The organism is Shewanella sp. UCD-KL12 (assembly GCF_001957125.1).
GTDB lineage: Bacteria > Pseudomonadota > Gammaproteobacteria > Enterobacterales > Shewanellaceae > Shewanella.
In genome coordinates this window covers 42,270-67,013 of record NZ_MPHJ01000004.1, presented here as the reverse complement: position 1 = coordinate 67,013, position 24,744 = coordinate 42,270, and the positions used below count along the sequence as shown (strand labels likewise).

20 protein-coding genes are annotated in these 24,744 nt (G+C 41.2%); 9 read left to right on the top strand and 11 right to left on the bottom strand.

Annotated elements, in window-relative coordinates; translation table 11 throughout:
- Positions 1-33 precede the first annotated feature (33 nt).
- Positions 34-549 carry a TlpA disulfide reductase family protein gene (locus BM736_RS09535; protein ID WP_372828623.1) on the bottom strand — a complete coding sequence of 172 codons (516 nt, stop codon included), beginning with the start codon at positions 547-549 and terminating at the stop codon, positions 34-36.
- 249 nt (positions 550-798) lie between these two features.
- Between BM736_RS09535 and BM736_RS09530 the strand changes: the two genes are divergently transcribed.
- Together BM736_RS09530 and BM736_RS09525 are read left to right on the top strand one after the other, a co-directional pair.
- Positions 799-1,218 carry a secondary thiamine-phosphate synthase enzyme YjbQ gene (locus BM736_RS09530; RefSeq protein ID WP_076411291.1) on the top strand — a complete coding sequence of 140 codons (420 nt, stop codon included), beginning with the start codon at positions 799-801 and terminating at the stop codon, positions 1,216-1,218.
- A 177-nt stretch (positions 1,219-1,395) separates the two neighbouring features.
- Entirely contained in the window at positions 1,396-2,082 is a 687-nt protein-coding gene (locus BM736_RS09525) for a flagellin (protein WP_076411289.1), read from the top strand.
- A gap of 35 nt (positions 2,083-2,117) precedes the next feature.
- Here BM736_RS09525 and BM736_RS09520 read toward each other — a convergent pair whose 3' ends face one another.
- Complete coding sequence (locus BM736_RS09520) at positions 2,118-5,351, bottom strand: DEAD/DEAH box helicase (protein WP_256717772.1); 3,234 nt, start codon at positions 5,349-5,351, stop codon at positions 2,118-2,120.
- Positions 5,352-5,661: 310 nt separating this feature from the next.
- On the opposite strand from BM736_RS09520, the gene BM736_RS09515 reads away from it, so the two are divergent.
- The gene (locus BM736_RS09515) at positions 5,662-6,720 is read left to right on the top strand and encodes a UDP-glucose--hexose-1-phosphate uridylyltransferase (RefSeq protein ID WP_076411285.1); all 1,059 of its coding nucleotides are present in this window, start codon (positions 5,662-5,664) and stop codon (positions 6,718-6,720) included.
- Between the two features lie 35 nt (positions 6,721-6,755).
- On the opposite strand, the gene BM736_RS09510 is transcribed toward BM736_RS09515, so the two are convergent.
- The 8 genes from BM736_RS09510 to BM736_RS09475 form a co-directional block, all read right to left on the bottom strand.
- The gene (locus BM736_RS09510; protein ID WP_076411283.1) at positions 6,756-8,981 is read right to left on the bottom strand and encodes an EAL domain-containing protein; all 2,226 of its coding nucleotides are present in this window, start codon (positions 8,979-8,981) and stop codon (positions 6,756-6,758) included.
- 423 nt (positions 8,982-9,404) lie between these two features.
- Entirely contained in the window at positions 9,405-10,619 is a 1,215-nt protein-coding gene (locus BM736_RS09505) for an RsmB/NOP family class I SAM-dependent RNA methyltransferase (protein ID WP_076411281.1), read from the bottom strand.
- Between the two features lie 217 nt (positions 10,620-10,836).
- Positions 10,837-12,177, bottom strand: a complete 1,341-nt coding sequence (locus tag BM736_RS09500) for a DEAD/DEAH box helicase (RefSeq protein ID WP_076411279.1) — start codon at positions 12,175-12,177, stop codon at positions 10,837-10,839.
- A gap of 202 nt (positions 12,178-12,379) precedes the next feature.
- Complete coding sequence (locus BM736_RS25405) at positions 12,380-12,754, bottom strand: hypothetical protein (protein ID WP_256717771.1); 375 nt, start codon at positions 12,752-12,754, stop codon at positions 12,380-12,382.
- A gap of 11 nt (positions 12,755-12,765) precedes the next feature.
- Entirely contained in the window at positions 12,766-13,725 is a 960-nt protein-coding gene (locus BM736_RS09490; protein ID WP_256717770.1) for a transporter, read from the bottom strand.
- 150 nt (positions 13,726-13,875) lie between these two features.
- Positions 13,876-14,391: a hypothetical protein gene (locus BM736_RS09485; RefSeq protein ID WP_076411278.1), complete on the bottom strand. Its 516-nt coding sequence runs from the start codon at positions 14,389-14,391 to the stop codon at positions 13,876-13,878.
- Between the two features lie 61 nt (positions 14,392-14,452).
- Positions 14,453-14,821, bottom strand: a complete 369-nt coding sequence (locus BM736_RS09480) for a hypothetical protein (protein ID WP_076411276.1) — start codon at positions 14,819-14,821, stop codon at positions 14,453-14,455.
- A 119-nt stretch (positions 14,822-14,940) separates the two neighbouring features.
- Positions 14,941-16,083 carry a cupin domain-containing protein gene (locus BM736_RS09475; protein ID WP_076411274.1) on the bottom strand — a complete coding sequence of 381 codons (1,143 nt, stop codon included), beginning with the start codon at positions 16,081-16,083 and terminating at the stop codon, positions 14,941-14,943.
- A gap of 378 nt (positions 16,084-16,461) precedes the next feature.
- Between BM736_RS09475 and fusA the strand changes: the two genes are divergently transcribed.
- Positions 16,462-18,552 carry an elongation factor G gene (fusA, locus tag BM736_RS09470; RefSeq protein WP_076411272.1) on the top strand — a complete coding sequence of 697 codons (2,091 nt, stop codon included), beginning with the start codon at positions 16,462-16,464 and terminating at the stop codon, positions 18,550-18,552.
- 137 nt (positions 18,553-18,689) lie between these two features.
- On the top strand, positions 18,690-19,307 hold the full coding sequence (locus BM736_RS09465; protein ID WP_076411270.1) for a PolC-type DNA polymerase III: 618 nt from the start codon (positions 18,690-18,692) through the stop codon (positions 19,305-19,307).
- Between the two features lie 85 nt (positions 19,308-19,392).
- On the opposite strand, the gene BM736_RS09460 is transcribed toward BM736_RS09465, so the two are convergent.
- Positions 19,393-20,100, bottom strand: a complete 708-nt coding sequence (locus BM736_RS09460; protein ID WP_076411268.1) for a DUF3334 family protein — start codon at positions 20,098-20,100, stop codon at positions 19,393-19,395.
- Between the two features lie 343 nt (positions 20,101-20,443).
- Here BM736_RS09460 and BM736_RS09455 point away from each other — a divergent pair, with 343 nt between their 5' ends.
- From BM736_RS09455 to ptsP, 4 genes are all read left to right on the top strand, one after another.
- The gene (locus BM736_RS09455; protein WP_076411266.1) at positions 20,444-22,081 is read left to right on the top strand and encodes a methyl-accepting chemotaxis protein; all 1,638 of its coding nucleotides are present in this window, start codon (positions 20,444-20,446) and stop codon (positions 22,079-22,081) included.
- 171 nt (positions 22,082-22,252) lie between these two features.
- Positions 22,253-22,639 (top strand): ACT domain-containing protein, encoded by a 387-nt coding sequence (locus BM736_RS09450; RefSeq protein ID WP_076411264.1) that lies wholly within the window; start codon positions 22,253-22,255, stop codon positions 22,637-22,639.
- A 33-nt stretch (positions 22,640-22,672) separates the two neighbouring features.
- Complete coding sequence (locus BM736_RS09445) at positions 22,673-22,930, top strand: HPr family phosphocarrier protein (protein ID WP_076411262.1); 258 nt, start codon at positions 22,673-22,675, stop codon at positions 22,928-22,930.
- A gap of 43 nt (positions 22,931-22,973) precedes the next feature.
- A complete protein-coding gene (gene ptsP / locus BM736_RS09440) occupies positions 22,974-24,686 on the top strand; it encodes a phosphoenolpyruvate--protein phosphotransferase (RefSeq protein ID WP_076411260.1) in 1,713 nt (570 codons plus the stop codon).
- Positions 24,687-24,744 lie beyond the last annotated feature (58 nt).

The following is a 24,744-nucleotide window of genomic DNA, read 5'->3' as shown; positions in this document are numbered from 1 at the left end:
GCACAGCGTAAAACATTAATGGTTCATTGATGGTCAATCATCCACCATAGCTAACCAACGCTTTATTTCCGCTTCATACTTCATGTGATCCTCACGATAAAACCCAACATGCTGAGCCACAAGCTCCCCCTTACGATTAAACAGATAACTCGTTGGCATACCAATAATGTCAAACTCACTCGCAACCTGCATGTCTGCGTCATAAGCTATATCAAACGATGCTTGAATCTCTTTCAGGAATTGCTTGGCAAGCTTTGGATCTGTATCTAGATTAATTGCAACTATCTTCAACCCCTGAGCGGCATATTTATTATGCATCGAGTTCATCCAAGGAAAGGACTTTCTACAGGGCCCACACCAAGAGGCCCAAAAATCAACATAAACGACGCTACCAAGGTACTCATTTAGCTCAAAAGATACACCTTGAGCACTTTGCACATTAACATTAAGACTCGGCTCAGCATTAGCGGGATTAACAGGCAAAAAAACACTGAGTAGGATTAAGAATATAAATACCGACGAGGATATTCTCCATTGAGATATATTCACCTTACAATCCTTAAATCCGTATACTATTAAACCAGTTATACACCTTGCCACCTACTTGTTCCAGCACTGGAGCATAAATCAATGATTATCCAAGTCAGACATTTAAAGCGTTACACAATACTTATTAGCCAAAGTTAACCCTTTCGCCTCTGTCAATGTGTAAAACAAATAAAGTATTTTGATTTGCCTTAGGTCAATAATTACGGCAAATTATTGTATTATATAAATCAACTATTTAAAGAATAGCTTATGTGGTTTCAAAAAGAGTTTAATCTACAAGCAAAGCCTAGAGGTTTTCATTTGATCACTGATGAAATTATCAGTTTACTTCCAGAGTTAAACAAATTAACGATGGGACTTGCTCATATACACCTTCAACATACTTCTGCAGCCCTGACACTCAATGAAAATGCCGATCCCAGTGTACGTGTTGATTTTGAGCGGTACTTCAATAGATTAGCCCCCGAAAACGAGCATTACTATACCCATACCTATGAAGGTCCTGATGATATGCCAGCTCATATTAAATCAAGCTTATTAGGCGCATCTCTTACACTTCCTATAACCAATGGCCGTTTAAACTTAGGTACTTGGCAAGGTATCTACTTATGTGAGCCTCGAGACTCAGGTGGTAGCCGTAGAGTCGTGGTGACCTTACAGGGTGAATAATCAATTTATCATATTTGCAAAGCTCACCTATTCACAGCTAACCTCGCCTCTTTTTATAACCTCTGACGATAAAGGCTTTGCGCTTAAGTCTATTTACTCTAAATAATCGCATTTGAGTGTTTGTTTTTCATACAGCCGCGTTAGATAATTAACAAAGGACTATCGAGGGACGCTGCCATGAAACTGCCTAGCACACAATCGTCAAATCTTAGTAATTTAGAGAAACTACAAGAGAAACGAAAAGAGCAGATGGAGCGGCTCAGTACTGGGCTAAAGATTAATAAAGCTTCAGATGATCCCGCAGGCTTTCAGATAGCGAACCGGTTAACGTCCAGCATCAACGAGTCTGATATTCGCACAAGAAATGCAAGAGATGAGCAGAGCATACTAAATACTCAGGCAGGCCAATACTCATCTATTACAGATAACCTTGTCAGAGCCAGAGAGTTAACAATACAAGCCGGTAATCCTTTATATGACAAGCAAGCGATTCAAACTGAACTTGATCTGCTTACTGAAGAGATAAATGTGATTGCAGAGGAAGTATTAGGCCAAAGTAATTTTATCTCAGGACTCGATGCGAGTGATCCAAGTGCTTCATTAACAGTTATTGATGATGCAAGCGTAGTTATTGATGATGCGGCAAGTGCGGGTGGGGCTGAAAGTAACGCCATTGATAGCCGAGTGAATAATTACCAAATTAGTAGTATTAATACCAGTGAGGCACGTTCACGGATCCAAGACACAGATTACGCTCAATCATCAGCAGATCTTCTAAAGACTGAACTACAGCTAAAAATTGCTGTCATCTTAAAAAAGGATGAAGAGGAGCGTAAGGGCCTACTGTTTAATCAATATATTTAATCTGTTTCTTGAATCTGTTTTAAAGTAAGGCATAGCTATTCTAAGCCAACAGGTTTGAGCAGAGATAACCAATCTTCCCCGGACATCTCAGACACAGGCTTTGCATCTTGTTGGTAGATACTCTGAGCAAGGTTCTGCTTTGTCTGCTGTAAAAGCTGAATTCGCTCCTCTACCGTGTCTTTACAAATAAGCTTATATACAAATACTGATTTATCTTGCCCTATCCGATGGGCCCTATCACTAGCCTGTTGCTCAGCAGCGGGATTCCACCATGGATCAGTGTGTATCACCACATCGGCTGCCGTTAAGTTTAAACCTGCGCCACCAGCCTTTAGACTGATAAGAAAAATAGGGACTTCATGTTGCTGAAAACGATCAACGAGTTGGCCTCTATCACGGCTCTTACCCGTCAACTCAACAAAATCGATAGTCAGATTTTCTAGCAGCTCAGCAATTAAATCTAACATACTGGTAAAAGATGAAAATATCAGGATCCGTCTGCCCTCTTCAACCATATTAGGTAACTTATCAGCTAACCAGTTTAACTTACCTGAACTGGTTTCCTGTGAGAGATGCTCGCTATGACCTGTACCTGAAGTCGCTCGCTCCGAATGCTCAAGTGAAACGTTTTCTTGGCCTGCTGAAAACTTAAGTAACTGAGGGTGGCAGCATACTTGTCGTAATTTAAGTAAAGCATTACTAATAGCCAGTCGATTACGTTTTATACCTGATACAGAGACAGCCTTTCTCACCTCTTCAGACATGGTCAAGCGAATCGTTTCATATAGATCCCCTTGGGCTTGGGTTAAACTTATATACTCATTAATAACTGTTTTTTCGGGTAGTTCCTTGGCGACTTGAGCCTTAACTCTACGTAACATGAATGGGCTAATTCGCTGTACTAATGCTTGGCGCCTCTCATCATCTTGCTCCTTTTCAATCGGTATCTGATAAAGACGTTGAAATTGAGAGTAGGTTCCAAGGAAACCCGGCATAAGAAAATTAAACAGTGACCAAAGCTCACCTAAATGATTCTCCATTGGGGTACCAGTCAGGCAAAGTCTGTGCCTTGCAGATAACCCGCACACCACACGATTAATTCGACTTCTTACATTTTTAATCATCTGCGCTTCATCTAAAATAATCAGATGAAAATGTTGTTCAGCCCAAAATTTTGCATCTTGCTGCAACGTACCGTAGCTAGTGAGTATCAGGTCACTTTCAGAAATTTGAGACTGTAACTTGTGTCGCTTTGGTCCTGACCATAGTAATAACTTGAGCGATGGCGCAAAACTTTGCGTCTCATGTTGCCAATTTGCAAGCAAGCTCGTTGGCGCTATCACTAAACTTGGCAGAGTTACCTCACCAGACTCTTTATCAAGCAAGATGCTGCTTAGGGTTTGAATGGTTTTCCCAAGCCCCATATCATCAGCGAGTAGTCCTGAAAATTCATGCTGTTTTAAAAATTGCAGCCAGCTCACGCCACTTAACTGATACTCTCTTAACTGTGCATTGAGCCCAACAGGGTGTTTAACCACTCCCTCAGCCTCGTTTTCAAGGTAGGAGAACATCTTGCTCGCCTTATTCTGTAACCAACTACTACCTTGCCAAAGCCACTCTTTTTTATTGATTTTTTCTAATGATGCCAACTCAGCAATTCTGGTTAGTTGATGGATTGGGAGTGTTAAGGTTTCTTCATTCGATAGAGGCTTAGCCTCATACAGTTCAACTAATACCGCTAGAATTTGCTTAATCCTCTGGGCAGGTAGTGACAACCTTTGGCCAGAATCTAGCTCCATTAATACCGTTTCATTATCACTGACATTTTGCAAAAGCCCCTTTCTTATCGCTTTTACCAAATAAGGTAATAAATTAATCTTTCGACCATCAAACTCGACCCCCAGCTCTAGATCAAACCAGCGCTTTTCCGTTAGCGCTTGTCCAACATACGTATACCAACGCTGGGGTTTAACTAAATCAAACCTATTTTTCAGCTTTAGTTCAATCAGCCACCCAGCTAACATCAGACGCCTGAGCATGATTAACTGCTCACTTAAGCTGCCAGTTAAAAGCCGTGTACCTAACGTAAACTGCTGCCAAACAACAGATTCAAACTGCGTAGAAAGCAGTGGTATGGATACCAGCTGTGTATTAAACTCCGCAGCAATTTTTATGAGGTGTGGCGCCTCATTAGCAACGGAGAAAAGCAAGTCAAGCGGATAGTCTTCGCCATTACTATTTAACGAAAACTCAGACACGTCGAGCTCTAATTGAAGCTGCTCATCCCATGAAAATTCAAGATGATGACGTGAAACACTCAGTTTGGGTTGCCACTCTCTTTCTTTGTCATTTAAATCAACGATGTATTGTCCAAGAGATTCATCACTGCAATTAGCTATCGAAGATGAATCAAGCCGTACTACACTATTGCTCGCTAAATCCAAATAGCAGTCTTTTGTGATCTCATAAAAGTAATCATGATCGATAAAATCATTAAAGCTATGATGCTCTATCTTAAGTGGCTTACTGCCATCACAGCTTTGCCAGAAGCAATGCTCGGTTGCCATAAGGTGGGATATAAACTCATCATCACAAATAGCTTCAACAGATAGCGAAACTTTATTAACCAGCTTCTCCTGTTCATCAGCCGATAAACGGGATGCCAATTCCTTTAGCTTTTCCAACAACCAGTGATCGGTTTGACAAATAAACTTAGGTAAGCTGCTTCTAGCTAGAATTTCAAAACCAAAGTCGGCTTTAATTGAGTAGTCGCCGGTTTTACTGACATAGCCTTTATACACTTCAAGGTGAAGCACTTCACCGCGTATACTCAACAGATAGACAACCCTGTGCCTAGCCATATTTGGATAAGGATCAAAACGTTGACTAAGGTCAGTTTTAAGTAGTCTAACAGCTGTGTCGGCGCGTTTTTTCTCACTGGGATAGGGCGCGATGGGCTTTAGTTTCGCTAGGTGATCAATAGCGATAGCCGCAATGTGAACGCAAGGCATCGCTTCCGATTTACAATAGGTACAATGCGTATTAGATGATGCAATGATAGGACCTGCAGACCAATCTAGCTCGGCGAAGACCTTATCGGTTATATCACTTTCATCGCGAGTCTTTTCCCCAACTATATGCTGGCTAAATTGTGCGGACAAGATAGGCTCTCGATAGTCATTTTTAAATATGGACCGAGTCGTTAGCAGTTTTGCAGCATCAAACAACATCGCCTTGCTAATAAAGTTTTCTAGCTCTAACAATCTCACGCCTTAGTAATCACTCAAAAGAAGCCACAAGACTCAAATAACCCATTTACTCTTCCTTGCCAGAACAGACAAGTGCTAAAGAGTCAACGATGTCAATTAGCCCATTGGAATAAAGTCGAAAAGATCAACTATAACACTGATACCGGATGATTTTTATCAAAATCATCAAGGAATAGAGAAACCCCTAATATTTGGTGTTTGATAGCTTTTCTGCTGACTTCAAAATTTAATAATTATTTTTAAACTAGCTATCGCTTTTGCAGGCATAATTCCTATAGAATTACTTTATACAATATCCAAAGAGATAAAGATGATAGATTTTGATCCTGCAGAACACCCTCACCGACGATATAACCCATTAACAGGTGACTGGGTATTAGTGTCCCCACATAGAGCAAAGCGACCTTGGCAGGGTCAAGATGAACAAGTGCAACAAACAGAATCAGCTAGCTATGACACCCGTTGCTTTCTTTGCCCTGGTAACCTAAGGGTTAATGGTGAGACAAATCCTGAGTACCAAACAACCTTTGTTTTCGAGAATGACTTTGCTGCGTTATCGCCTAATACCCCGAATGCCCCCGTCAATACAGATCCACTTATGCACAGTGAAAGTGCTCAAGGTCTTAGTAAAGTGATCTGTTTCTCGCCAGATCATAGTAAAAGTTTACCTAGGTTAACGGTTGAACAGATCCATTTGGTGATTAATACATGGCAAACAGAGATAGAAGGATTAAGCCGCCACTATCCTTGGGTACAAGCATTTGAAAACAAAGGCGCAGTTATGGGCTGCTCACAACCCCATCCTCATGGGCAGATATGGGCAAATAGCTTTATTCCTAATGAGGTAAAGCGTAAAGATAAAAACCTAAAGCGCTATCAACAACAGCATGCTAGTAATTTGCTGCTTGATTATGCCTTGCGAGAGAAGCGAGATGGAAGCCGCACAGTGATAGAGACAGAGTATTGGATAGCCGTTGTTCCTTATTGGGCAGCTTGGCCATTTGAGACTATTTTAATGCCAAAGATTGCGATTACACGTTTTGATCAGCTAGATAGTGCCAGTAGTGAAGATCTTGCATTGGCGATAAAGCAGTTAACCATACGCTATGATAACTTATTTAGTTGCTCATTCCCCTACTCCATGGGCTGGCACTTTGCACCGTTTGTACGAGATGAAAATGGCGAATTGCTATCAGGTGACCATTGGCAGCTTCACGCCGTGTTTTATCCTCCTCTTCTACGCTCATCCAGCGTCAAGAAATTTATGGTTGGCTACGAGATGCTCGCTGAGCCCCAAAGAGATTTAACACCGGAGCAAGCTGCAGAGAAATTAAGAAACGTTTGCGATATTCATTATTTAGACAGATAACAAAAAGTGAACACAAGTGCATTGAGCTCACCTATCTATAAAGATAGTTGAGCTAACAGTGCTGCTTTACTCATTGGCTTGTAAAAATAGTAGCCTTGCACTAAGCCAATACCTGCTTGTTTAACAAACGCTAATTCTTGTTCAACTTCAACACCTTCAGCAATAACATCTAGCCCTAAAGCATGACTTAATGACGTTATCGCAGTTACGAGCGCTTGCTGTTTATAATTTCCTTCAGACTGTTGAATAAAACTTTTATCAATTTTAATTTGATCTAATGGAAACTGACTTAGATAGGATAAAGAGGAAAACCCGGTACCAAAGTCATCAATAGCAACTTTTAATCCCATCTCTCTTAATTTGTTTAATGATTGAATTGAGTGATGATTGTTTTTCATTAATAACGATTCAGTGATCTCAATTGTCATAGATTCAAAGGGAAAGCCCTCAGTCGTTAAATCCACTGCTATATCTTCTATCGATTTTACTAAGCTGTCTTGCAATGCATGAGACCAAAACTCATACATAGAGACATTAATTGATAAACCTATTTCAGGCTTTATCTGTTTAAACTCCATTAAGGCATTCATCGCCTCTTTACGCACCCACTGACCAATTTCAACAATCAAACCACTACTTTCAGCGATGGGGATAAAATCTTGTGGAGAGATGTAATTCCCTTGATGCTTCCACCGAAGCAAAACCTCCGCACGAATAATCTCCCCTGTGGTTAATGAAACAATGGGTTGAAAGTTAAGCTCGAACGCATCTAGATCTAATGCTAATCGTAATGCGGTATGAATTACAGCTGTGCGCTCAGCATCTTGCTGCATCTGCTGAGTAAAGAAATGGAATCGATTTCTGCCCTCCTCTTTTGAAGCATACATCGCCTGATCCGCACAATTTAATAACTGCTCAAGGTTCAATGCATCTTCAGGGAAGCGCGCAATGCCGACGCTGATACTAGTTAATACTTGTTTATCATCAATAAGATAAGGCCGAGAAACACTTTCTACAATATGATCGGCGAGCTTTGTGAGTTCACTGGCTTTCACTAACCCAGGTAAAAAAAGTGCAAATTCATCGCCACCTAATCTAGCAAGTAGAAATGATTCGTGGATACAGTGACTTATTCGTTTTGATACTTCGACGAGTAACTTGTCACCTTTGTCGTGACCTAACGTGTCATTAACCTGCTTAAAATGATCTAAGTCCATCAACATAAATGAAAAACCTGGCATTAAACTGTCAGAGTTTATCTCTTCTTGCATGACACGAAACAGCTGATGACGGTTGGCAAGGGAAGTTAATGAATCAAAATTAGCTTGATAATCGATCAATTCAGAGGCTTGTTTTCTCTCACTAATATCACTAAATAACCATGCATAGCATACTTCATCTAAGCAAGGGTCTTTAAACATGGTCACAGTTAGATCGAGATGAAAACTAGCGCCACATAAACGCTTACCAATTAGCTCCCCTTGCCATGCTTCGTTCTTTTGTAAAGACTCATACATATGAGCGATTTTGTTTAACCCTGAAGGTTCAAAAAAATGGTGAGGGTCAAATTGATGTTCTTTCTCGGCAGATAGTTTAATTAATTGATAAAACGCCGGGTTGGCATTCAGAATATTCCAATTATCGTTGGTGATAACGAGCGCGATGGGTAAGTGCTTAAATATATTACTTGTTAAACGTTGAAACTGAAGGGCTCGACTTCTTTCTATGGCTAAGCTCGCTAAACTGGCAGCTTCTGAGATAAGTAATAGATCTTGCGCTGTTGGTGACTTTTGAGAGTCGTAATACATGGCAAATGTGCCAATAATATTGCCTTTGCTGTCTTTAATCGGCTCCGACCAACAAGCTTTCAAACCCGCCTTTAATGGTAACGCTTTAAAAGGAGCCCAAAAGGGGTGGGTTTCAATATCTTCAACGATGACACGTTCACCACGATAAGCAGCTGTACCACATGAACCGACACCATCACCTATCTCAATGCCATGAATGGCCTTATTGTAATCATCGGGTAATCTAGGCGCAGCGCCATTAAGGAGCCGCTTACCATCATCACTAAGGAGTAAAACTGAGCCCATAGTGCCCAGTTTTTCAGCTTCAATAAGTGAGACTAAAGAGGATAATATTTCGCTAAGAGGTGAGCCATCTAACAGGAGCGCTAGTATCGCTCCATAATGTTTCACGCTGACATGATAGTCAGTTACGACTGGAAAAACTTCAATACTTGATGAACCACTCTGTTCCATAGATGCTCATACCTAAACAACCCGTATATCGTACATAGTACCGATTTATGCTTTAAAACACTATGAAATTGTAAGGTTAATCTTCAACACAAGCTACTGATACCAATCACTATAAATCCCTATCAATGAGTAAGTTATAAAATAGCCATCCTCACATTCTCTAGACTACAAAGATCCTATATTAACAAAATATAAGCATGCTTTAGCGATATGCCTATGTAATGAGGTCAGGCTGAGCTTCGGGTATTATTAACAGCTGAAGATAACTAAAAGATTGTGCGGATTTCTTGCAGACAGTAATGGGGTATTAGCCTAATGAGGGGTAAGGTAAACTATCTTCATACATTATCAGACGATAATCATCAGACCACCATCACCCTTGCAGAAAAGGGCGATGGTAAAGGGAATAGGCGCCGCTTGCTGTTATTCAGCTATACGCTCAAGCTTGGCCATATAAAAGCCATCAAACCCTGAGTCAGCAACACTGATAGTCTCATCTTCAATAAATTTGAAATGTTTGTTTTCCGCCAGAAAAGCATCCACTTGGTCTCTATTCTCTTCAGGCATGATTGAGCAAGTTGCGTAAACTAAAATCCCATCAACTTTAACCATACGACTATAACTTTGCAGAATATGCTTTTGCAGCTCTACTAGTACAGGTAGGCGCTCTGGAGTATCACGCCACTTGGCATCTGGATTACGTTTAAGTACGCCAAGTCCAGAACATGGCACATCTAACAACACACGGTCAGCACTTAATTTAAGCCGTTTAATAGTCTTAGAGCTTGCGATTATACGCGTCTCTACGTTATGAGCATTAGCACGTCGAGCACGCTGCTTTAAGCTATCAAGTTTCCATTGCTCGACATCCATAGCAAGCAATCGACCTTTACCTTTCATCTGCGCCGCAATAGAAAGTGTTTTACCACCGGCACCGGCACATGCATCTATCACTCGCATGCCAGGTTTTGCATCTAAAGCCGCTGCAACAAGTTGAGAGCCAGCATCTTGCTGTTCAAACCAACCTTTTTTGAAACACTCAGTACGGAACAACGCTGAATCTGAAGTGACCTCAAGCGCTGTATCAACACCGTCGACCTCTTTTGTCTGTACCTGCTCATTTCTTAACTTCTTTGCTAGCTCTTCACGAGTACACTTTAATAGATTAACTCTAAGATAACGTTTAGGTTGTGCATTTAAAGCCGCTCTCTCTTTAGCCCAATCCTCACCCAGTTGAGCTTGTCCCATCTCATCAAGCCATTCGGGACAACCATCCCACAATGCTGGCTGAGCCTTTGCTTGCTCTAACCGTTCAGCATAAAGCGCTTTATCAAGTTGAAGCGCATATTGCATTTTAGGCAAGTCTAGCTCATGGAACGTATGCCATGCATTGAGTAATCGGGTCCCCATTCGAGACATTTCATCAAACTTCACATCAGATAGGTAACAATAGAGGTTTAACCGACGTAAAATATCACCTGCTACAACTGTAATGCGAGCCTGCTCAGAAGGCGCTAGATTCAGGCCCGAGAAATGATGGGAATAGGCACGGTCTAAAGGTTTGCCTTCAGATAAAACCATATCCAAAACATTGATAACTAATTCGGTCGAGCTAGGGGAAAGCGGAGAGTTAAGCATGAAATCGCCTGCGGTGTATGGGTAATAAAAAACGAGTGGATCATAGGAGTTAAGCCTGTAATACGCAAGCAAAGTATAGCTCTATATCTACAATTTTTAACTCCGCAAAATAATTGGCACTCTCAGCACAAAGTAGAAAACAAAAATCACTACTCTTGTGCTGATTGAACCTAAGCTCTGAAATATAAGTTTTGAAATATAGTTACTGTAAAAAGGCCTATGACCTACCCCAAGGGTTTAGCGGTAGTTTGTCGTCCTTGAGGGTTTCAGTTTTCGCTTTGCGGCTGCCTTTATCTGTGTGTTTCTCTGAGTTTCGCTTTGGCGTATTTTTACTCTGTCTTCCTTCAGTTACTGGCTTATTTACTGTGCTTTTCTTGGCAGGCTTGTTTTTAGGTACAAAGTTTAGCACTGACACAGGGACAAGTTTACGAGGTTCAAACCCTTCGATGACTCGGCGCTCGATAAGCTGGTTTATTCGACTTTCAATCATACAGAGGTTTTTAAAGTCATCTTTCGAAACCAAAGAGAGTGCCTCTCCCTTAGCGCCTGCGCGACCTGTTCGCCCAATACGGTGGACATATTCATCGGCAGGAAAAGGCAGGTCATAATTGATCACTAAAGGAAGTTCATCAATATCGATACCCCGTGCTGAGATCCCTGTTGAGATAAGGTATTTAATTTTCCCAGATTTAAAGTCAGCTAAGATACTTTCCCTAATCGCTTGGGTTCTCCCACTGTGTATGCACTCAGCTTGAATCTCACGATTTTCGAGTTGTGCCACCAGCTTAGCTGCGCCATGTTTGGTTTCAATAAAAATAAGTGCTTGGGGCCAGTCACTCTGCTTAATGAGATGACTAAGTAGAGCTGACTTTTTGTCCTTGTCGACTGTCACTAACCATTGTTCAATATTAGGCTTGCCTTCACTTTTTTGCGTGACTGAAAGCTGGACGGCATTAACTGCAGTCTCCTTAGCAAGCTCCCTCACCTGACGAGATAATGTCGCTGAGAAGAGTAAGGTTTGCTTATGCTCAGGCAAGGTATCGACAATTTTATTAATGTCTTCAATAAAGCCCATATCAAGCATTTTATCTGCTTCATCTAAGACTAATAGCTCTACTTCATCGAAATGAATCGCTCTTTGGGTATAAAGATCTCTTAAGCGACCCGGTGTAGCGACAACGATATCGACACCTTCAATTAACTGCTGTTTTTGAGGGGCATAATCAACACCACCATATACAGCCATAGCCTTCAAATTTAAGTTTTTGCCATATGCTTCAATACTCTTAAATACCTGAATGGCTAACTCTCGAGTGGGAGTTAATATTAATGCCCTAGCGCGTTTTTTTCGCAGGGTTTCACCACTGGCTAATTTTTCTAAAATCGGTAATACAAATGTCGCCGTTTTACCACTCCCCGTTTGCGCCGCAGCGATCAAACTTTTGCCTTTGACAGCGAGGGGGATAGCTTCTGCTTGAATAGGAGTTGGCGTGTCATAGCCAAGGTCTTTAAGGGAGTCGAGTATAGGTTGGCTTAAACCAAGGGACGAGAAGGACATGTACAGCTCTCAAGGATAGTTGCGAAACAGAATAATAATGCTCAAATTCAATCACATTATAAAGGCACAGCAATTATAATACGAATCAGTATAAGGTGGGTAACTTTTATGTTTGCGACGAATTACAGACTTAAGAGCCAATCATGACAAGTTATCTTAACCATGTCTGCCTTTAGAAGTGCTCTTAACTCAACATTTGTGCCTAATCAATATCACCATACGCCGTGGCGGAAACAATAATACATTGCACCGAATAGCCAAACTCAAACCAAAATTCGTCATCAATAGTTATATCGGCTAAAAACTGTGTTCCAGCCACTTTTGATTTTGCATCAGCTATCGCGTTTGCAGTTGATGCTGATTCGCCATAGGGAATAAAATACAAAACAGAGGTTTGACAGCTCTCTCCTGATACTTTGCTCAGCAGTTGCGGAACACTACCATCATTTAGATGAAAACTCTGGGTTACAAAGGAGCCATGATTAGCCAGGTTACAACCTGATAAACACACTAATAATATGAGAGATAGATAAAGCCTAGACTTAAACAAATAACCTCCGAATGACAATATAGCCATCTTGTATCACGTTAAAAACCGTACTGCCAAAAAACACCAAATGAGTCAAAGTCATTACCGACACGAGTCAATACTCCCTTACTGTAGTTCAGCTTAATACTGCTACTCCGACTCAGAGGAAATGAATAGGTGACACCAAAACGTGAGTTCTCTTGACGGTCATTCGACTCAATATTGTTTTTCGAGGTTTCACCCCCAAAGAAATAGTTGGAGTTTAGCGATACCCAGTGACCTGGGCTCAAAGTGTAGATAAGATGCCCCTGCAAAGTATATTGTGGCTCTTGAGTCAGTAAAATATCATTATAATATTCATCATTATCCGCATACAACCTCATGGATGCGATAAGATTGTAATACCAGCGGCCTAGCTTTTGCGACATGCCAACACCGGGCCTAAATATCCAGCGATTCGTCCCTGCATTTAACAAAACATCGTCACTATAACTGCCGATAGGTGCGGTGATCTGTAAGCTTGTACCAACGACAACTCCCTGCTGCCAACTGGCAAAATCTTTAGGCTTTAACGCTGGAGCGCCATAAAAGTTCCAAGTAAGCCGAATGCTTGGATCGGTATAGCCACACCGATCCGCAGTGACAGTCTCACCATCAAGTCTTGCACTCCCGTCAAAGCATACTCTAGAAACGGCCATGTCAACTTTTGAAGATTGACCTGCAAGTGCAAATGAATGCGCGTAACCGATAACAGCACCGTCAATTTCAAGGTTTACATCTTCAACAGGTGCACTTGGTGATGGAGACACTTCCCCTTGAGAGCGGGCATAACCTACAACAAGAAAGTTCATCCCGATAGGAATATTGCTATAACTTCGCGGTTCAAGATCTTGAGCCATCGCTTGGTAGCTCGTTAAAGATAGAATAATGGCTATACAAATTGTTAAGGCTGCATACCTACAAGCCTTAACTTGTTTAACATAGCTCAAACCATTGCCATTACGATAATATGAAATCAATTTACCACCTTATTTGATGCAAGCCTCAATAAAACAACTTAATAGCAACAAGTTAGACACATCATAAACTAAGGGTTAGCGAGGGTAAATCATGAAATTAAAATAATGAACAGAGGGAAAGTTTGATTGATTGCAACCCACTCAAAAGGGCTAAAATATGCCGACTATCTCATAAACTATGATTTTACTGCCTATATCCAGCGTAAATGAGTCAAACATAGAGCGACCAATTAGCGCTGCCCCCAAGGGGGATGAGGGCGTGATCACTGTGATAAATTGGCTAAATGACGACGGCTCATAACCACATAGTACTTCTCTGGCTTCAAGCTTTAAACCACCGCCACCAGGAGCCACAAAACATGTTTTAAGTTCACCTTGAGGGTCTTCAATGGTGACCAAAGCAGATACCCCAACTTGAGCCTCTTCACTGAAATCATTTATTGCCATACTTGAAAATAGATTTATCTCAGCTTCACACTCAGTGACACGTTTAGCTTGTCCGTGAGCTAGGTATGAAGCTTCAAGGCCGAAAGTTTCATATTTACTTTTTGCAACGGTTTCGGTGTGGGTCGCCGTTTCATGGGCTTGGTTCGCCGCATTAATTGCCAACGCCCGCTTTACCTCAAGTTGGGTGACTATGCTTTCTACAAGTTTACTTTTATTCATACCAGCTTTTATTCATAGCACCTTTTATTTACAACACCTTTACTTACAGAGATGAGTACCTTCACTCTCCCTTATTGATCGCTATTAAGCGGTTAATAAATCGCTTTACAGCATCTTCATCTTCAAATTTAAACCCTAAACCATAATGGATACCATTGAGACTTTTTTGTACTCTTTTAGGAAAGCGAGTCATCTCATTATTGTGAAAATAGCCTGTTTTATGTGTCACCCCTTCAAGTGAAGAGAAATCTTCCAAAAACACTTCATAAGCAGGTCTTATCACTAATTGGCAATCCCTATCTGCTCCATGTAAGTAAATCGGCTCTTTAAGCTTTGGGAGCATATATTCAGTGATTTTTTTGATAGTAAAATTGGTCCGACACTCTAACTGAGATAACACCAACATGATTGTACTGTGTTCAATCGCCAAAAGGCTTCCCCTTATTAATAAAGAAAATAATCAGTGAGAATCTAACAAAAATGGAGCCAAATGGCTCCACTTATTTATTGCAAATACGCGATAAAAAAATACTTATATCGAGGGATTAACTAGTCCTGTTCAAAATACCAATAACCGCAATTAATCCACTCAAGCATGATTTCAACAAACGCAGTATCTTCTAGCCAGTTAGAAAGATGATCATAGCTAATCGTCTGATTATCACAAAGTACAGGAATGACATCTATTAAAGATAGAGGGAGAGTGACCTGTTCACCGTTAAGGAAGAAAACGCCCCTATCGACACTGGCATCAAAATAAAGCGCTTTTAGCCCACCTATACGTATTAATGGTTGATTTTGAATGATCTGTTTAAAGTCTTCGCAACTAAAGCCAAGGTTTTCATCTGGCAAGTCCAGCTCACATTTAGATTGAGTGAGATAACGTCCAGAAAACTCGCTAATTAATTGATCATTTAGCTGCGAAAGAAGCTGAGCTTTGATACGTGATAAATCGTTTACATCTACCCTGCCACTGTTAACAGAAAGTTTTCTATCAGGATCTTCTACCTGCTCACAACCTAGCTCGTTATCAATCAAGTGATCAGCTAACGCGCTAACCATATCTTTTGTCGATGCAGTACGATAGCCAACAGAGAAGCTCATAGACGACTCTAACGTGACTCCATCATGTGGGAAACCTGGAGGCAGATAAAGAATGTCGCCGGGAAGAAGCTCAACATCAATAATTGGATCAAACGCCTCGGTATGGAGCAAAGCTGGGTGAACGGCAAACTCTTTGTGCGGTCCTCTATCACCCACACGCCAGCGTCTTCGACCTGAACCTTGACAGATAAATACATCATAGAGATCGATATGAGGGCCAACTCCACCACCAGGAGTCGCATAACTCACCATCACATCATCAAATCGCCAGCGAGGAATAAAATCAAAGCATTGGATCAGTTTCTCGGCATCGGGCACCCAGTTATTTAGCGCTTGTACCACTAACGTCCAATCACTTTCACCTAAGTGCTCATAAGATTGAAAAGGGCCAAACTCTGCTTGCCAATCCCCCTGCTCTTTATAGATACGCCTTGACTCGACTAATTCGTCACACGCAAGACCAGCCATCTCTTCAGGTGATAATAGGTCTTTGAAATTCTTGAACCCTTGTCGAATGACTAACGGCTTCTTTTGCCAGTATTGTTTCAGAAATATCTCTGGTGTCAGCTGACCTAAATCTAATTGCATATATATGTAACCTAATAATCTTGCGTACTTGAATTGCGCAGATATTAGCAATGATGCATTTTCGAAACGCTCGATGAGATCATAAAAACTGAGTGGCTAATGAAGAAAAGGTCAATAAAAGACGATTTTGTACTGAACTAACATCACAATTGGACAAAATGATATAAGCATTTCCTGAGTTAACCGCCTTTACGCTGCACACCCGCAAACCATTGTATTTACATGACTTATACCACTTAAACCAACATTGACCTAGTCTAATTTATGGGTTTATTGTGCGAAAGTGAACGATTTTAATAAAAATCTATAAAACTATTCCCAAAGTGTTGATATACTTCCCCCCGAATTTTAGAACGTAACTCCAATTAGAGTAGAAAAATGACTGATTTATCAAAGTACAGAAACATTGGTATCTTTGCTCACGTTGACGCGGGTAAGACCACCACAACAGAGCGTATCCTTAAGCTTACCGGTAAGATCCATAAGATAGGTGAAGTTCATGATGGCGAATCAACAACTGACTTCATGGAACAGGAAGCTGAGCGTGGTATTACCATTCAGTCTGCTGCTGTAAGTTGTTTTTGGAACGATCACCGTTTTAACGTTATTGACACCCCTGGTCACGTTGACTTCACAGTTGAAGTTTACCGTTCACTTAAGGTTCTTGATGGCGGTGTTGGTGTATTCTGTGGTTCTGGTGGTGTTGAGCCTCAGTCAGAGACTAACTGGCGTTATGCGAACGAATCAGAAGTTGCACGTATTATCTTCGTAAACAAGTTAGACCGTATGGGTGCTGACTTCCTACGTGTAGTTAAGCAAACTAAAGACGTACTAGCGGCTAACCCACTAGTTATGGTTCTTCCTATCGGTATCGAAGATGAGTTCAGTGGTGTTGTTGACCTACTAACTCGTAAAGCTTGGATATGGGATGAAACTGGTCAAGCTGAAAACTACAAGATCGAAGACGTTCCAGCTGACATGGTTGACCAAGTTGAAGAGTACCGTGAGATGCTAATCGAAACTGCTGTTGAGCAGGACGATGATCTTATGGAAGCTTACATGGAAGGCGAAGAGCCATCTATGGAAGACATTAAGCGTTGTATCCGTAGCGGTACTCGTACTATGGACTTCTTCCCAACATACTGTGGTTCTGCGTTTAAGAACAAAGGTATGCAGCTTCTTCTTGACGCTGTTGTTGATTACCTACCAAACCCAGTTGAAGTTGATCCACAGCCTCTTACTGATGAAGAAGGTAACGAGACTGGCGAGCACGCACTTGTATCTATCGATGAGCCATTTAAAGCACTTGCTTTCAAAATCATGGATGACCGCTTCGGTGCACTAACCTTCGTACGTATCTACTCAGGTAAGATCAACAAAGGTGACACCATCCTTAACTCGTTCACAGGTAAAACTGAGCGTGTTGGACGTATGGTTGAGATGCAAGCTGATGAGCGTAACGAGCTTGATTACGCACAAGCTGGTGACATCATTGCTATCGTAGGTATGAAGAACGTTCAAACTGGTCACACATTATGTGATGTTAAGAACCCTTGTACTCTTGAAGCTATGGTATTCCCAGAGCCAGTAATCTCTATCGCTGTTGCGCCAAAAGATAAAGGCGGATCAGAGAAGATGGGTATCGCTATCGGTAAGATGATTGCAGAAGATCCATCATTCCGCGTAGAAACTGATGAAGATTCAGGTGAAACAATTCTTAAAGGTATGGGTGAGCTTCACCTAGACATTAAGGTTGATATCCTTAAGCGTACCTACGGTGTTGACCTAATCGTTGGTGAGCCTCAAGTTGCATACCGTGAAACTATCACTCAGATCACTGAAGATAGCTACACGCACAAGAAGCAGTCTGGTGGTTCTGGTCAGTTCGGTAAGATTGACTACATCATCCGCCCTGGTGAGCAAAACACTGGCTTCACATTCAAGTCATCAGTTGTTGGTGGTAACGTTCCTAAGGAATTCTGGCCTGCAGTTGAGAAAGGTTTCGCATCTATGATGGAAACTGGTACTGTTGCTGGCTTCCCAGTACTTGACGTTGAACTTGAGCTAGTAGATGGTGCTTTCCACGCAGTTGATTCATCAGCTATCGCGTTCGAAATCGCAGCTAAAGGCGCTTTCCGTCAGTCTATGCCAAAAGCAGGTGCACAACTTCTTGAGCCTATCATGAATGTTGATGTATTCAGCCCAGATGACAACGTTGGTGATGTTATTGGTGACCTTAACCGTCGCCGCGGCATGATCAAAGATCAGATGGCTGGTGTTACTGGTGTTCGTATTAAAGCTGACGTACCGTTATCAGAAATGTTCGGTTACATCGGTTCACTACGTACAATGACTTCTGGTCGTGGTCAGTTCTCTATGGAGTTCGCACACTACGCACCATGTCCAAACAGTGTTTCTGAGAAAGTTATCGCTGAAGTTAAAGAACGTGAAGCAGCTGCTAAGAAGTAATTTTACTTTTTAATATTTGCACATGATAAAACCCGCGACTTATCTCGCGGGTTTTTTATTTGCTTGCTATAAGTGCATTAGATGCAACGATACATAAAACAACTTTCTAAATACCGGGTAAAAGGCACATCAAGGCAATGACATTACGCAGTGCAGATTCAGTTATCGTTCTCGATTTCGAAACTACAGGTCTCTCTCCTAATCAGGGCGATCGCGCCATTGAGATAGGCGCAGTAAAAATACAAAACGGCCAAGTCACAGATACCTTTCAGGAATTAATGAACCCTGGTTTTAGGGTTAGCGCCTTTATTGAAGGCTATACAGGTATCACCAATTCTATGTTAAGCCGTGCGGATTCTTGTGAAGCTGTTATGGCACGTTTTGCCGACTTTATCGGCTCAGATAATCTAGTCGCACACAATGCGTCTTTCGATCAACGGTTTCTTGATGCCGAACTGGCAACGATCAATAGAGGATACGGAGGTGAGTTTGCCTGTTCTATGCTGATCTCAAGACGCATATTTCAAGATGCACCTAACCACAAACTTGGCGGTTTAGTCGCGTATAAGCAGATTGATAATGATGGGGTATTTCACAGGGCGTTGGCAGATTCAGAAATGACGGCAAAGCTTTGGCTGCTTATGCTTGATGAGATGGAAAAGGATTATAATATATCAATGCCCTCATTTAAGTTAATGCAACAGATTGCGAAAAAATCAAAGTCCCAAGTATCAAGCTTTCTCAGACAAGTATAATTGATTTTTCCGCAATACATTTAGTTGATAACAAGCCCACAAATAAAAACACCGTCAATAAGCTCGCTGTATTCGTTAACTAAGGCTAAATACCCAGTTCATTAAGCAGATCGTCAGCATCGTCTGTGATCACTGCAGCTGAAGTGGGCTGTGACCATGAAGCTTTTTTATCTTTAGTCGAGCCGTTAACGCCATGCTCTGCAATCAAGTCATCGGGATCAAAGTCATCTTCAGCATCAAACTCATCGAGCTTAATAAACTCTGTTTTATCCATTGCAAACTCTAGATAAAAGATATGATTGCTTTGAGTTCTAAATGATACCCTTCTCGCCACAGCCTCATCTAGGTTCGTATCAATTGAGATTGTAAGCTCTTTATTAATCGTCAGCATCTTAGGCTGACTTTGATTTATCGATGTTTGCAGCTGTTTATTCACCTTGTTGATGAAGTCACCCAGTATTTGATTCATCAACTCACCCATGATGTCACCAACTTCATCAGAAGTGTGTGAAAAAGCAAGCTCAGATTCAGGCATTCCCATCTGTTTCATATAAGAGCGATAGATCTCTATTGCTGCTGGGGCTGAAAAATTGATGACAACCAACCCAGAAAAACCACCATCGAAAATTGAGAAACAACCAAGGTCAGGCTTAAGGCAAGTGCGGGTAATACGTTGCACCATTGCAGCATGAGTCACTTGACTCGCCGTTGTACTGGAAAGTACATGAGAAACGGAATTACACAGTTTCAAAAGAATGTCATCAGAGGTGATAACTTGTGATGTCGTAGTCATGAGAACAACCAAAAAGGAATAATATTTAATTTTGCGCTCAAATAACAAAAAAATCAAAGTGAAAACAATATATTAACCAATAAATCCTCTTCAACAAGCCCCGAAATCACTTAAACCTCTGTTATTACGGCTTTAAATTTACACTCCAAGTAAACAACCGATAAATAATTAACCTATCGAATACGACTAACTTACATTAATTAGGTATAAAAAAGACCACTGCAACATCCACAAGAGTGAGCAATGTCTAGAATCCAATAAAAATCGTTCAACACCATATAATTAGCGTCATATGGAAGGTATATTTTATAGGTAATCACAATATTCCTCATAAGGGAAAGCTATGACAAAACTACTACGGCAACTATCTATTCTTCAACGTCTTATCTTAATGTTAGCATTAGCGGCCATCGGCACATTTGTATTCGCCAGTTTCTCTATTAACGAGCAGAGAAATAACTTAATCGAACAAAAATGGATTCAAAATGATGCACAACTTGGTACGGCGCTCAGTATTATTGAAGCGCATCGCCAGCAAGCTTTAGACGGAAAAATAACCCTTGAGGACGCTAAGACTGAAGCTGCCGAGCTAGTCAATCAGATGAATTATGGCAAAGATGGTTACTTTATTCTCATCGATAACCAGCACAAAATACTCGCACATGGCGGCTCGGATAGATTAATTGGTCAAGCCGCTACAGCCGTAAAAACAAAATCAAATAATGACACTCTGACCAGCCTAATTAATGAGGCAAAACAAAGCCATAACTCACAGCTCACTTTACAGGTTGCCGACCCTGTAAGCGGTGGATTTCAAGAGAAGTTGGTTGAGGCAAGGTATTATTCACAATGGCAATGGACACTCATTACGGGCAGCCATATCAGTGATATTGATGACGCTACATTCTCAATCGTCGGCAATTATCTGATAATAATGGTATTGATTGCTGCACCTATATTTGCTTTTTTCTTAATCCTTAATCATTCCATAACTTCGCCACTGAAAGAAGCGATTGCAGCCATGAATAATATCGCCCAAGGTGAAGGCGATTTAACTAAACGCTTGCCAACTCAAGGACGTGATGAAGTTGTAGAGCTTGCAGTCGCGTTTAATTTATTTGTCAAAAAAATAGCTGATATGGTTGGTCACCTTCAACCGCTTGGCGCCACGCTAGATCAAGATGCAAACCGTTTATTGAGATCGGTACAAGAATCGAATGATTGCGTTGATCACCTGCATGAAGAAACAAGCAGCGTCGCAACCGCGATCAACGAGATGCTATCAACGACCCATGAGATGGCAAGTAATACTCAGCAGGCTGCGGATGCTGCCAATAGTGTGAAAGTGCAAGCACAACAGAGCAAGGCACAGATGGATTTGACGGTATCAAACACACAGATACTCGTTACTGAACTAAAAACTGCTGAAGGGATCACCCAAAACCTTGCACTGTCTTCAGATCAGATTGGTAGTATTTTAGATGTCATTAGAGGTATCGCAGATCAAACGAACCTACTTGCACTTAATGCCGCTATTGAAGCTGCAAGGGCTGGTGCTCATGGTAGAGGCTTTGCCGTTGTGGCTGATGAAGTAAGAGCATTAGCAACCAGAACCCAAGAATCGACCAATGAGATACAAAAAATAATTAGCGAAATCCAATCAGGTGTATCCTCTGTGATGACAAGTAACAGTGATACCCAACAAAGGTCTATTGAACTGCAATCTCAAGCAAAAGATGCTGGGGACTCATTAACTGAGATTTTAGCACTCATTGCCCATATCAGTGATATGAATACTCAGCTTGCCAGCGCAACAGAGGAGCAATCTTTAGTCACTGAGGAGGTTAACCGTAATATCTGCAGCATTACAGAATTAACCGAGGTATCTGTTAAGTCAATTGAAAGTAATCGCTCTGCAGCGATCTCACTTCAAGATATCAGTGCTGACTCATCTAATACGCTCAGCCAGTTTAAGGTTTAGCTTTAGGTTTAGGTTTAGGTTTAGGTTATCAAGCCAAGGGAGAGCAACGCTCTCCCTCATCATCTACTAACAAATCGAAAAAAAATCTCAAGACACCCTATAAAACTCTAGGTTAACAATCTATGCTAAGCTACTGACTCATATTTCAAAACACTTAGGTAATAGGCTTTCATGGCTCGAATGACGTTAGCAGTTCATGCCCAGCAATACAGCATACATAGCTTCAGCCCTGATTCATCGATAGCGCCTGAAATCTTTCAACAAGAGATGTTCTTTATCGCTAAAACAAAAGATGAGATTTCCGTGGTTGTGCCTAAAGAGTTAGTATTAGATAGCCTTGAAGAGGAAAGCGATTGGGGCTGCTTAGAAGTTATTGGTCCGTTAGGTTTCTCAATGACAGGGATACTCTCCAGCGTATCAGGTGCCCTTGCCGATGCCGACATTAGCATTTTTGCTATATCAACATTTGATACCGACTATATTCTCGTCAAAAATGACAAGCTGCCCTTAGCCATAACGACGCTGAAAAAAAAGAACTTTATCATTTCTGAATATTAATCCATTTTATACTTCATTTTAAGAGTTGTTGATATGTATGAAAAATCAGTCACTATAACTGCGACCCATGGCATTCACACTAGACCTGCAGCCCTACTCGTAAAAGCTGCTAAAACATTTAATTGTGATGTTCTGGTAGAGTGTAATGGCAAACAAGCCAGTGCTAAGAGTCTATTTAAATTACAAACCTTAGGCTTATACCAAGGAGTTACTGTCAAAGTATTCGCTGAAGGTGATGAAGCAGAGCAAGCGGTTGAGAAAGTATCTGAGCTACTTATCACCTTGAGCTAGAACTGAAAAACCAATGTAATAAAGATATATACAGGAATTTAGTATGCCCATCTCAGGAATTGTTGTGTCATCAGGCGTAGCCTTTGGTCAATCAAAAATTGTTCAGCCACACAAAGCCGAGTTAGATTACCGTGTACTTCCCACCAGCCAGATAAATATCGAACTCGATAAACTCAAGCAGGCAATTTTTGAGTTTGTCCAGTTACTCAGCAATAGCTTAGAAAAGCTGGAAGCTGAGAGTGAAAACTATCAACTCATCGAAGCGGATATATTATTGCTTGATGATGATGAGTTAAAAGACCAATTAAATAGCGCTATTTCTGAACAAAGGTTTACCGCAGCCGTTGCTGTTGAACGGATATTTACACAACAAGCCGATCAGTTAAAAGCCATGGAAGATCCCTATCTCGCACACCGCGCTGATGATGTTTTATGCCTTTCAACTCGATTAATCTCGGCCATTTTTGGCAATATCAAACACGATCTGCAACAGCTTAGCGCGCCGACAATTTTGTTTGCATCAGATCTGACGCCCGCAGAGTTTGCAAATCTCCCGCTTGATAAGATCAGTGGGATAGTGCTCAAAACAGGCGGCTTAACCAGTCATACAGCGATTCTGGCCAGAAGTGTTGGGATCCCAGCCCTGTTGAGCTGTGATTTCGATGCGCTTGTGCCTAAAACGCTTAAAGATAATCAAGTTATTGCACTTGATGCTCTATCTGGTGAAGTTCATATTAACCCGAGCACAGATACCCTCGATAAACTTAAGCAACTCAATGAAGACGATAGTTTAAGAAAGAGTCAATTACTCAAATTCAAAGACAAGCTAACACTTACCAAAGATAATCATAAGATCCCATTGCTCGCGAATGTCGGCTGCATTAGCGAGATCAGGCAACTCTCTGAGATTGGTGCTGATGGCATTGGATTATTTCGGACTGAGTTTATGTTAATGAATGCCCAAGAGCTACCAAGTGAAGAGGTCCAATATGGTATTTATTGTGACGCATTACAGTTACTCAATGGTAAAACCTTCACCATAAGAACCATAGATATTGGCGCAGATAAAGAACTCCCCTGCTTATCTTTACCCGATGAGGAGAACCCAGCCCTTGGCTTGCGTGGGATTAGGTATTCACTCGCTAACCTTCCTCTATTAAAAACCCAATTAAAGGCAATTCTTAGGGCGGCAAATCACGGCAAAGTCAGGTTAATGTTTCCGATGATCAACCAAGTCGAGGAACTCGACTCCCTATTTGATATTATCGAGCAGTGTAAAGTCGAGCTAATAGAAAGCGAAAGAGGATTTGGAGAACTCGATTTTGGCGTTGTCATAGAAACCCCAGCCGCAGTAATAAACCTGCCATCGATGATAGACAAGCTTGATTTCATCAGCATAGGTACTAACGATCTGACTCAATACACTATGGCTGCAGATAGAACTAACCCTATGTTAGCAAAGCGCTATCCGTCACTGTCTCCTGCCGTGTTAGCTTTAATCAAGATGACAATAGCTTGTGCAAAACCAGCAGGGCTTACAATTTCAGTTTGCGGAGAAATGGGCAGTAATCAAAACATAGCTCCCATCCTTATAGGGATGGGCGTTGATGAACTCAGTGTTGCGCCTTCTAGTTTACTGGAGCTTAAATCATCACTGGGTAAGCATACCTTGTCTACTTATCAAAAATGGTGCAATCAAGCATTATCCATACAAAGATTGGATGAACTAAATGATTATGTGTCACACTGTAACTAACTGGTATGATTCAGCATATAAATATGAAACGCATAATAAATAAGATTATAAAAAAGAC

Excerpts from the sequence above, each read along its gene's own strand:
- BM736_RS09460 (WP_076411268.1), bottom strand. The coding sequence starts at position 20,100 with ATGACTACGACATCACAAGTTATCACCTCTGATGACATTCTTTTGAAA.
- fusA (WP_076411272.1), top strand. The coding sequence starts at position 16,462 with ATGACTGATTTATCAAAGTACAGAAACATTGGTATCTTTGCTCACGTT.
- BM736_RS09455 (WP_076411266.1), top strand. The coding sequence starts at position 20,444 with ATGACAAAACTACTACGGCAACTATCTATTCTTCAACGTCTTATCTTA.
- BM736_RS09475 (WP_076411274.1), bottom strand. The coding sequence starts at position 16,083 with ATGCAATTAGATTTAGGTCAGCTGACACCAGAGATATTTCTGAAACAA.
- BM736_RS09450 (WP_076411264.1), top strand. The coding sequence starts at position 22,253 with ATGGCTCGAATGACGTTAGCAGTTCATGCCCAGCAATACAGCATACAT.
- BM736_RS25405 (WP_256717771.1), bottom strand. The coding sequence starts at position 12,754 with ATGGCTATATTGTCATTCGGAGGTTATTTGTTTAAGTCTAGGCTTTAT.
- BM736_RS09465 (WP_076411270.1), top strand. The coding sequence starts at position 18,690 with ATGACATTACGCAGTGCAGATTCAGTTATCGTTCTCGATTTCGAAACT.
- BM736_RS09525 (WP_076411289.1), top strand. The coding sequence starts at position 1,396 with ATGAAACTGCCTAGCACACAATCGTCAAATCTTAGTAATTTAGAGAAA.
- BM736_RS09510 (WP_076411283.1), bottom strand. The coding sequence starts at position 8,981 with ATGGAACAGAGTGGTTCATCAAGTATTGAAGTTTTTCCAGTCGTAACT.
- BM736_RS09530 (WP_076411291.1), top strand. The coding sequence starts at position 799 with ATGTGGTTTCAAAAAGAGTTTAATCTACAAGCAAAGCCTAGAGGTTTT.
- ptsP (WP_076411260.1), top strand. The coding sequence starts at position 22,974 with ATGCCCATCTCAGGAATTGTTGTGTCATCAGGCGTAGCCTTTGGTCAA.
- BM736_RS09485 (WP_076411278.1), bottom strand. The coding sequence starts at position 14,391 with ATGAATAAAAGTAAACTTGTAGAAAGCATAGTCACCCAACTTGAGGTA.
- BM736_RS09505 (WP_076411281.1), bottom strand. The coding sequence starts at position 10,619 with ATGCTTAACTCTCCGCTTTCCCCTAGCTCGACCGAATTAGTTATCAAT.
- BM736_RS09500 (WP_076411279.1), bottom strand. The coding sequence starts at position 12,177 with ATGTCCTTCTCGTCCCTTGGTTTAAGCCAACCTATACTCGACTCCCTT.
- BM736_RS09445 (WP_076411262.1), top strand. The coding sequence starts at position 22,673 with ATGTATGAAAAATCAGTCACTATAACTGCGACCCATGGCATTCACACT.
- BM736_RS09515 (WP_076411285.1), top strand. The coding sequence starts at position 5,662 with ATGATAGATTTTGATCCTGCAGAACACCCTCACCGACGATATAACCCA.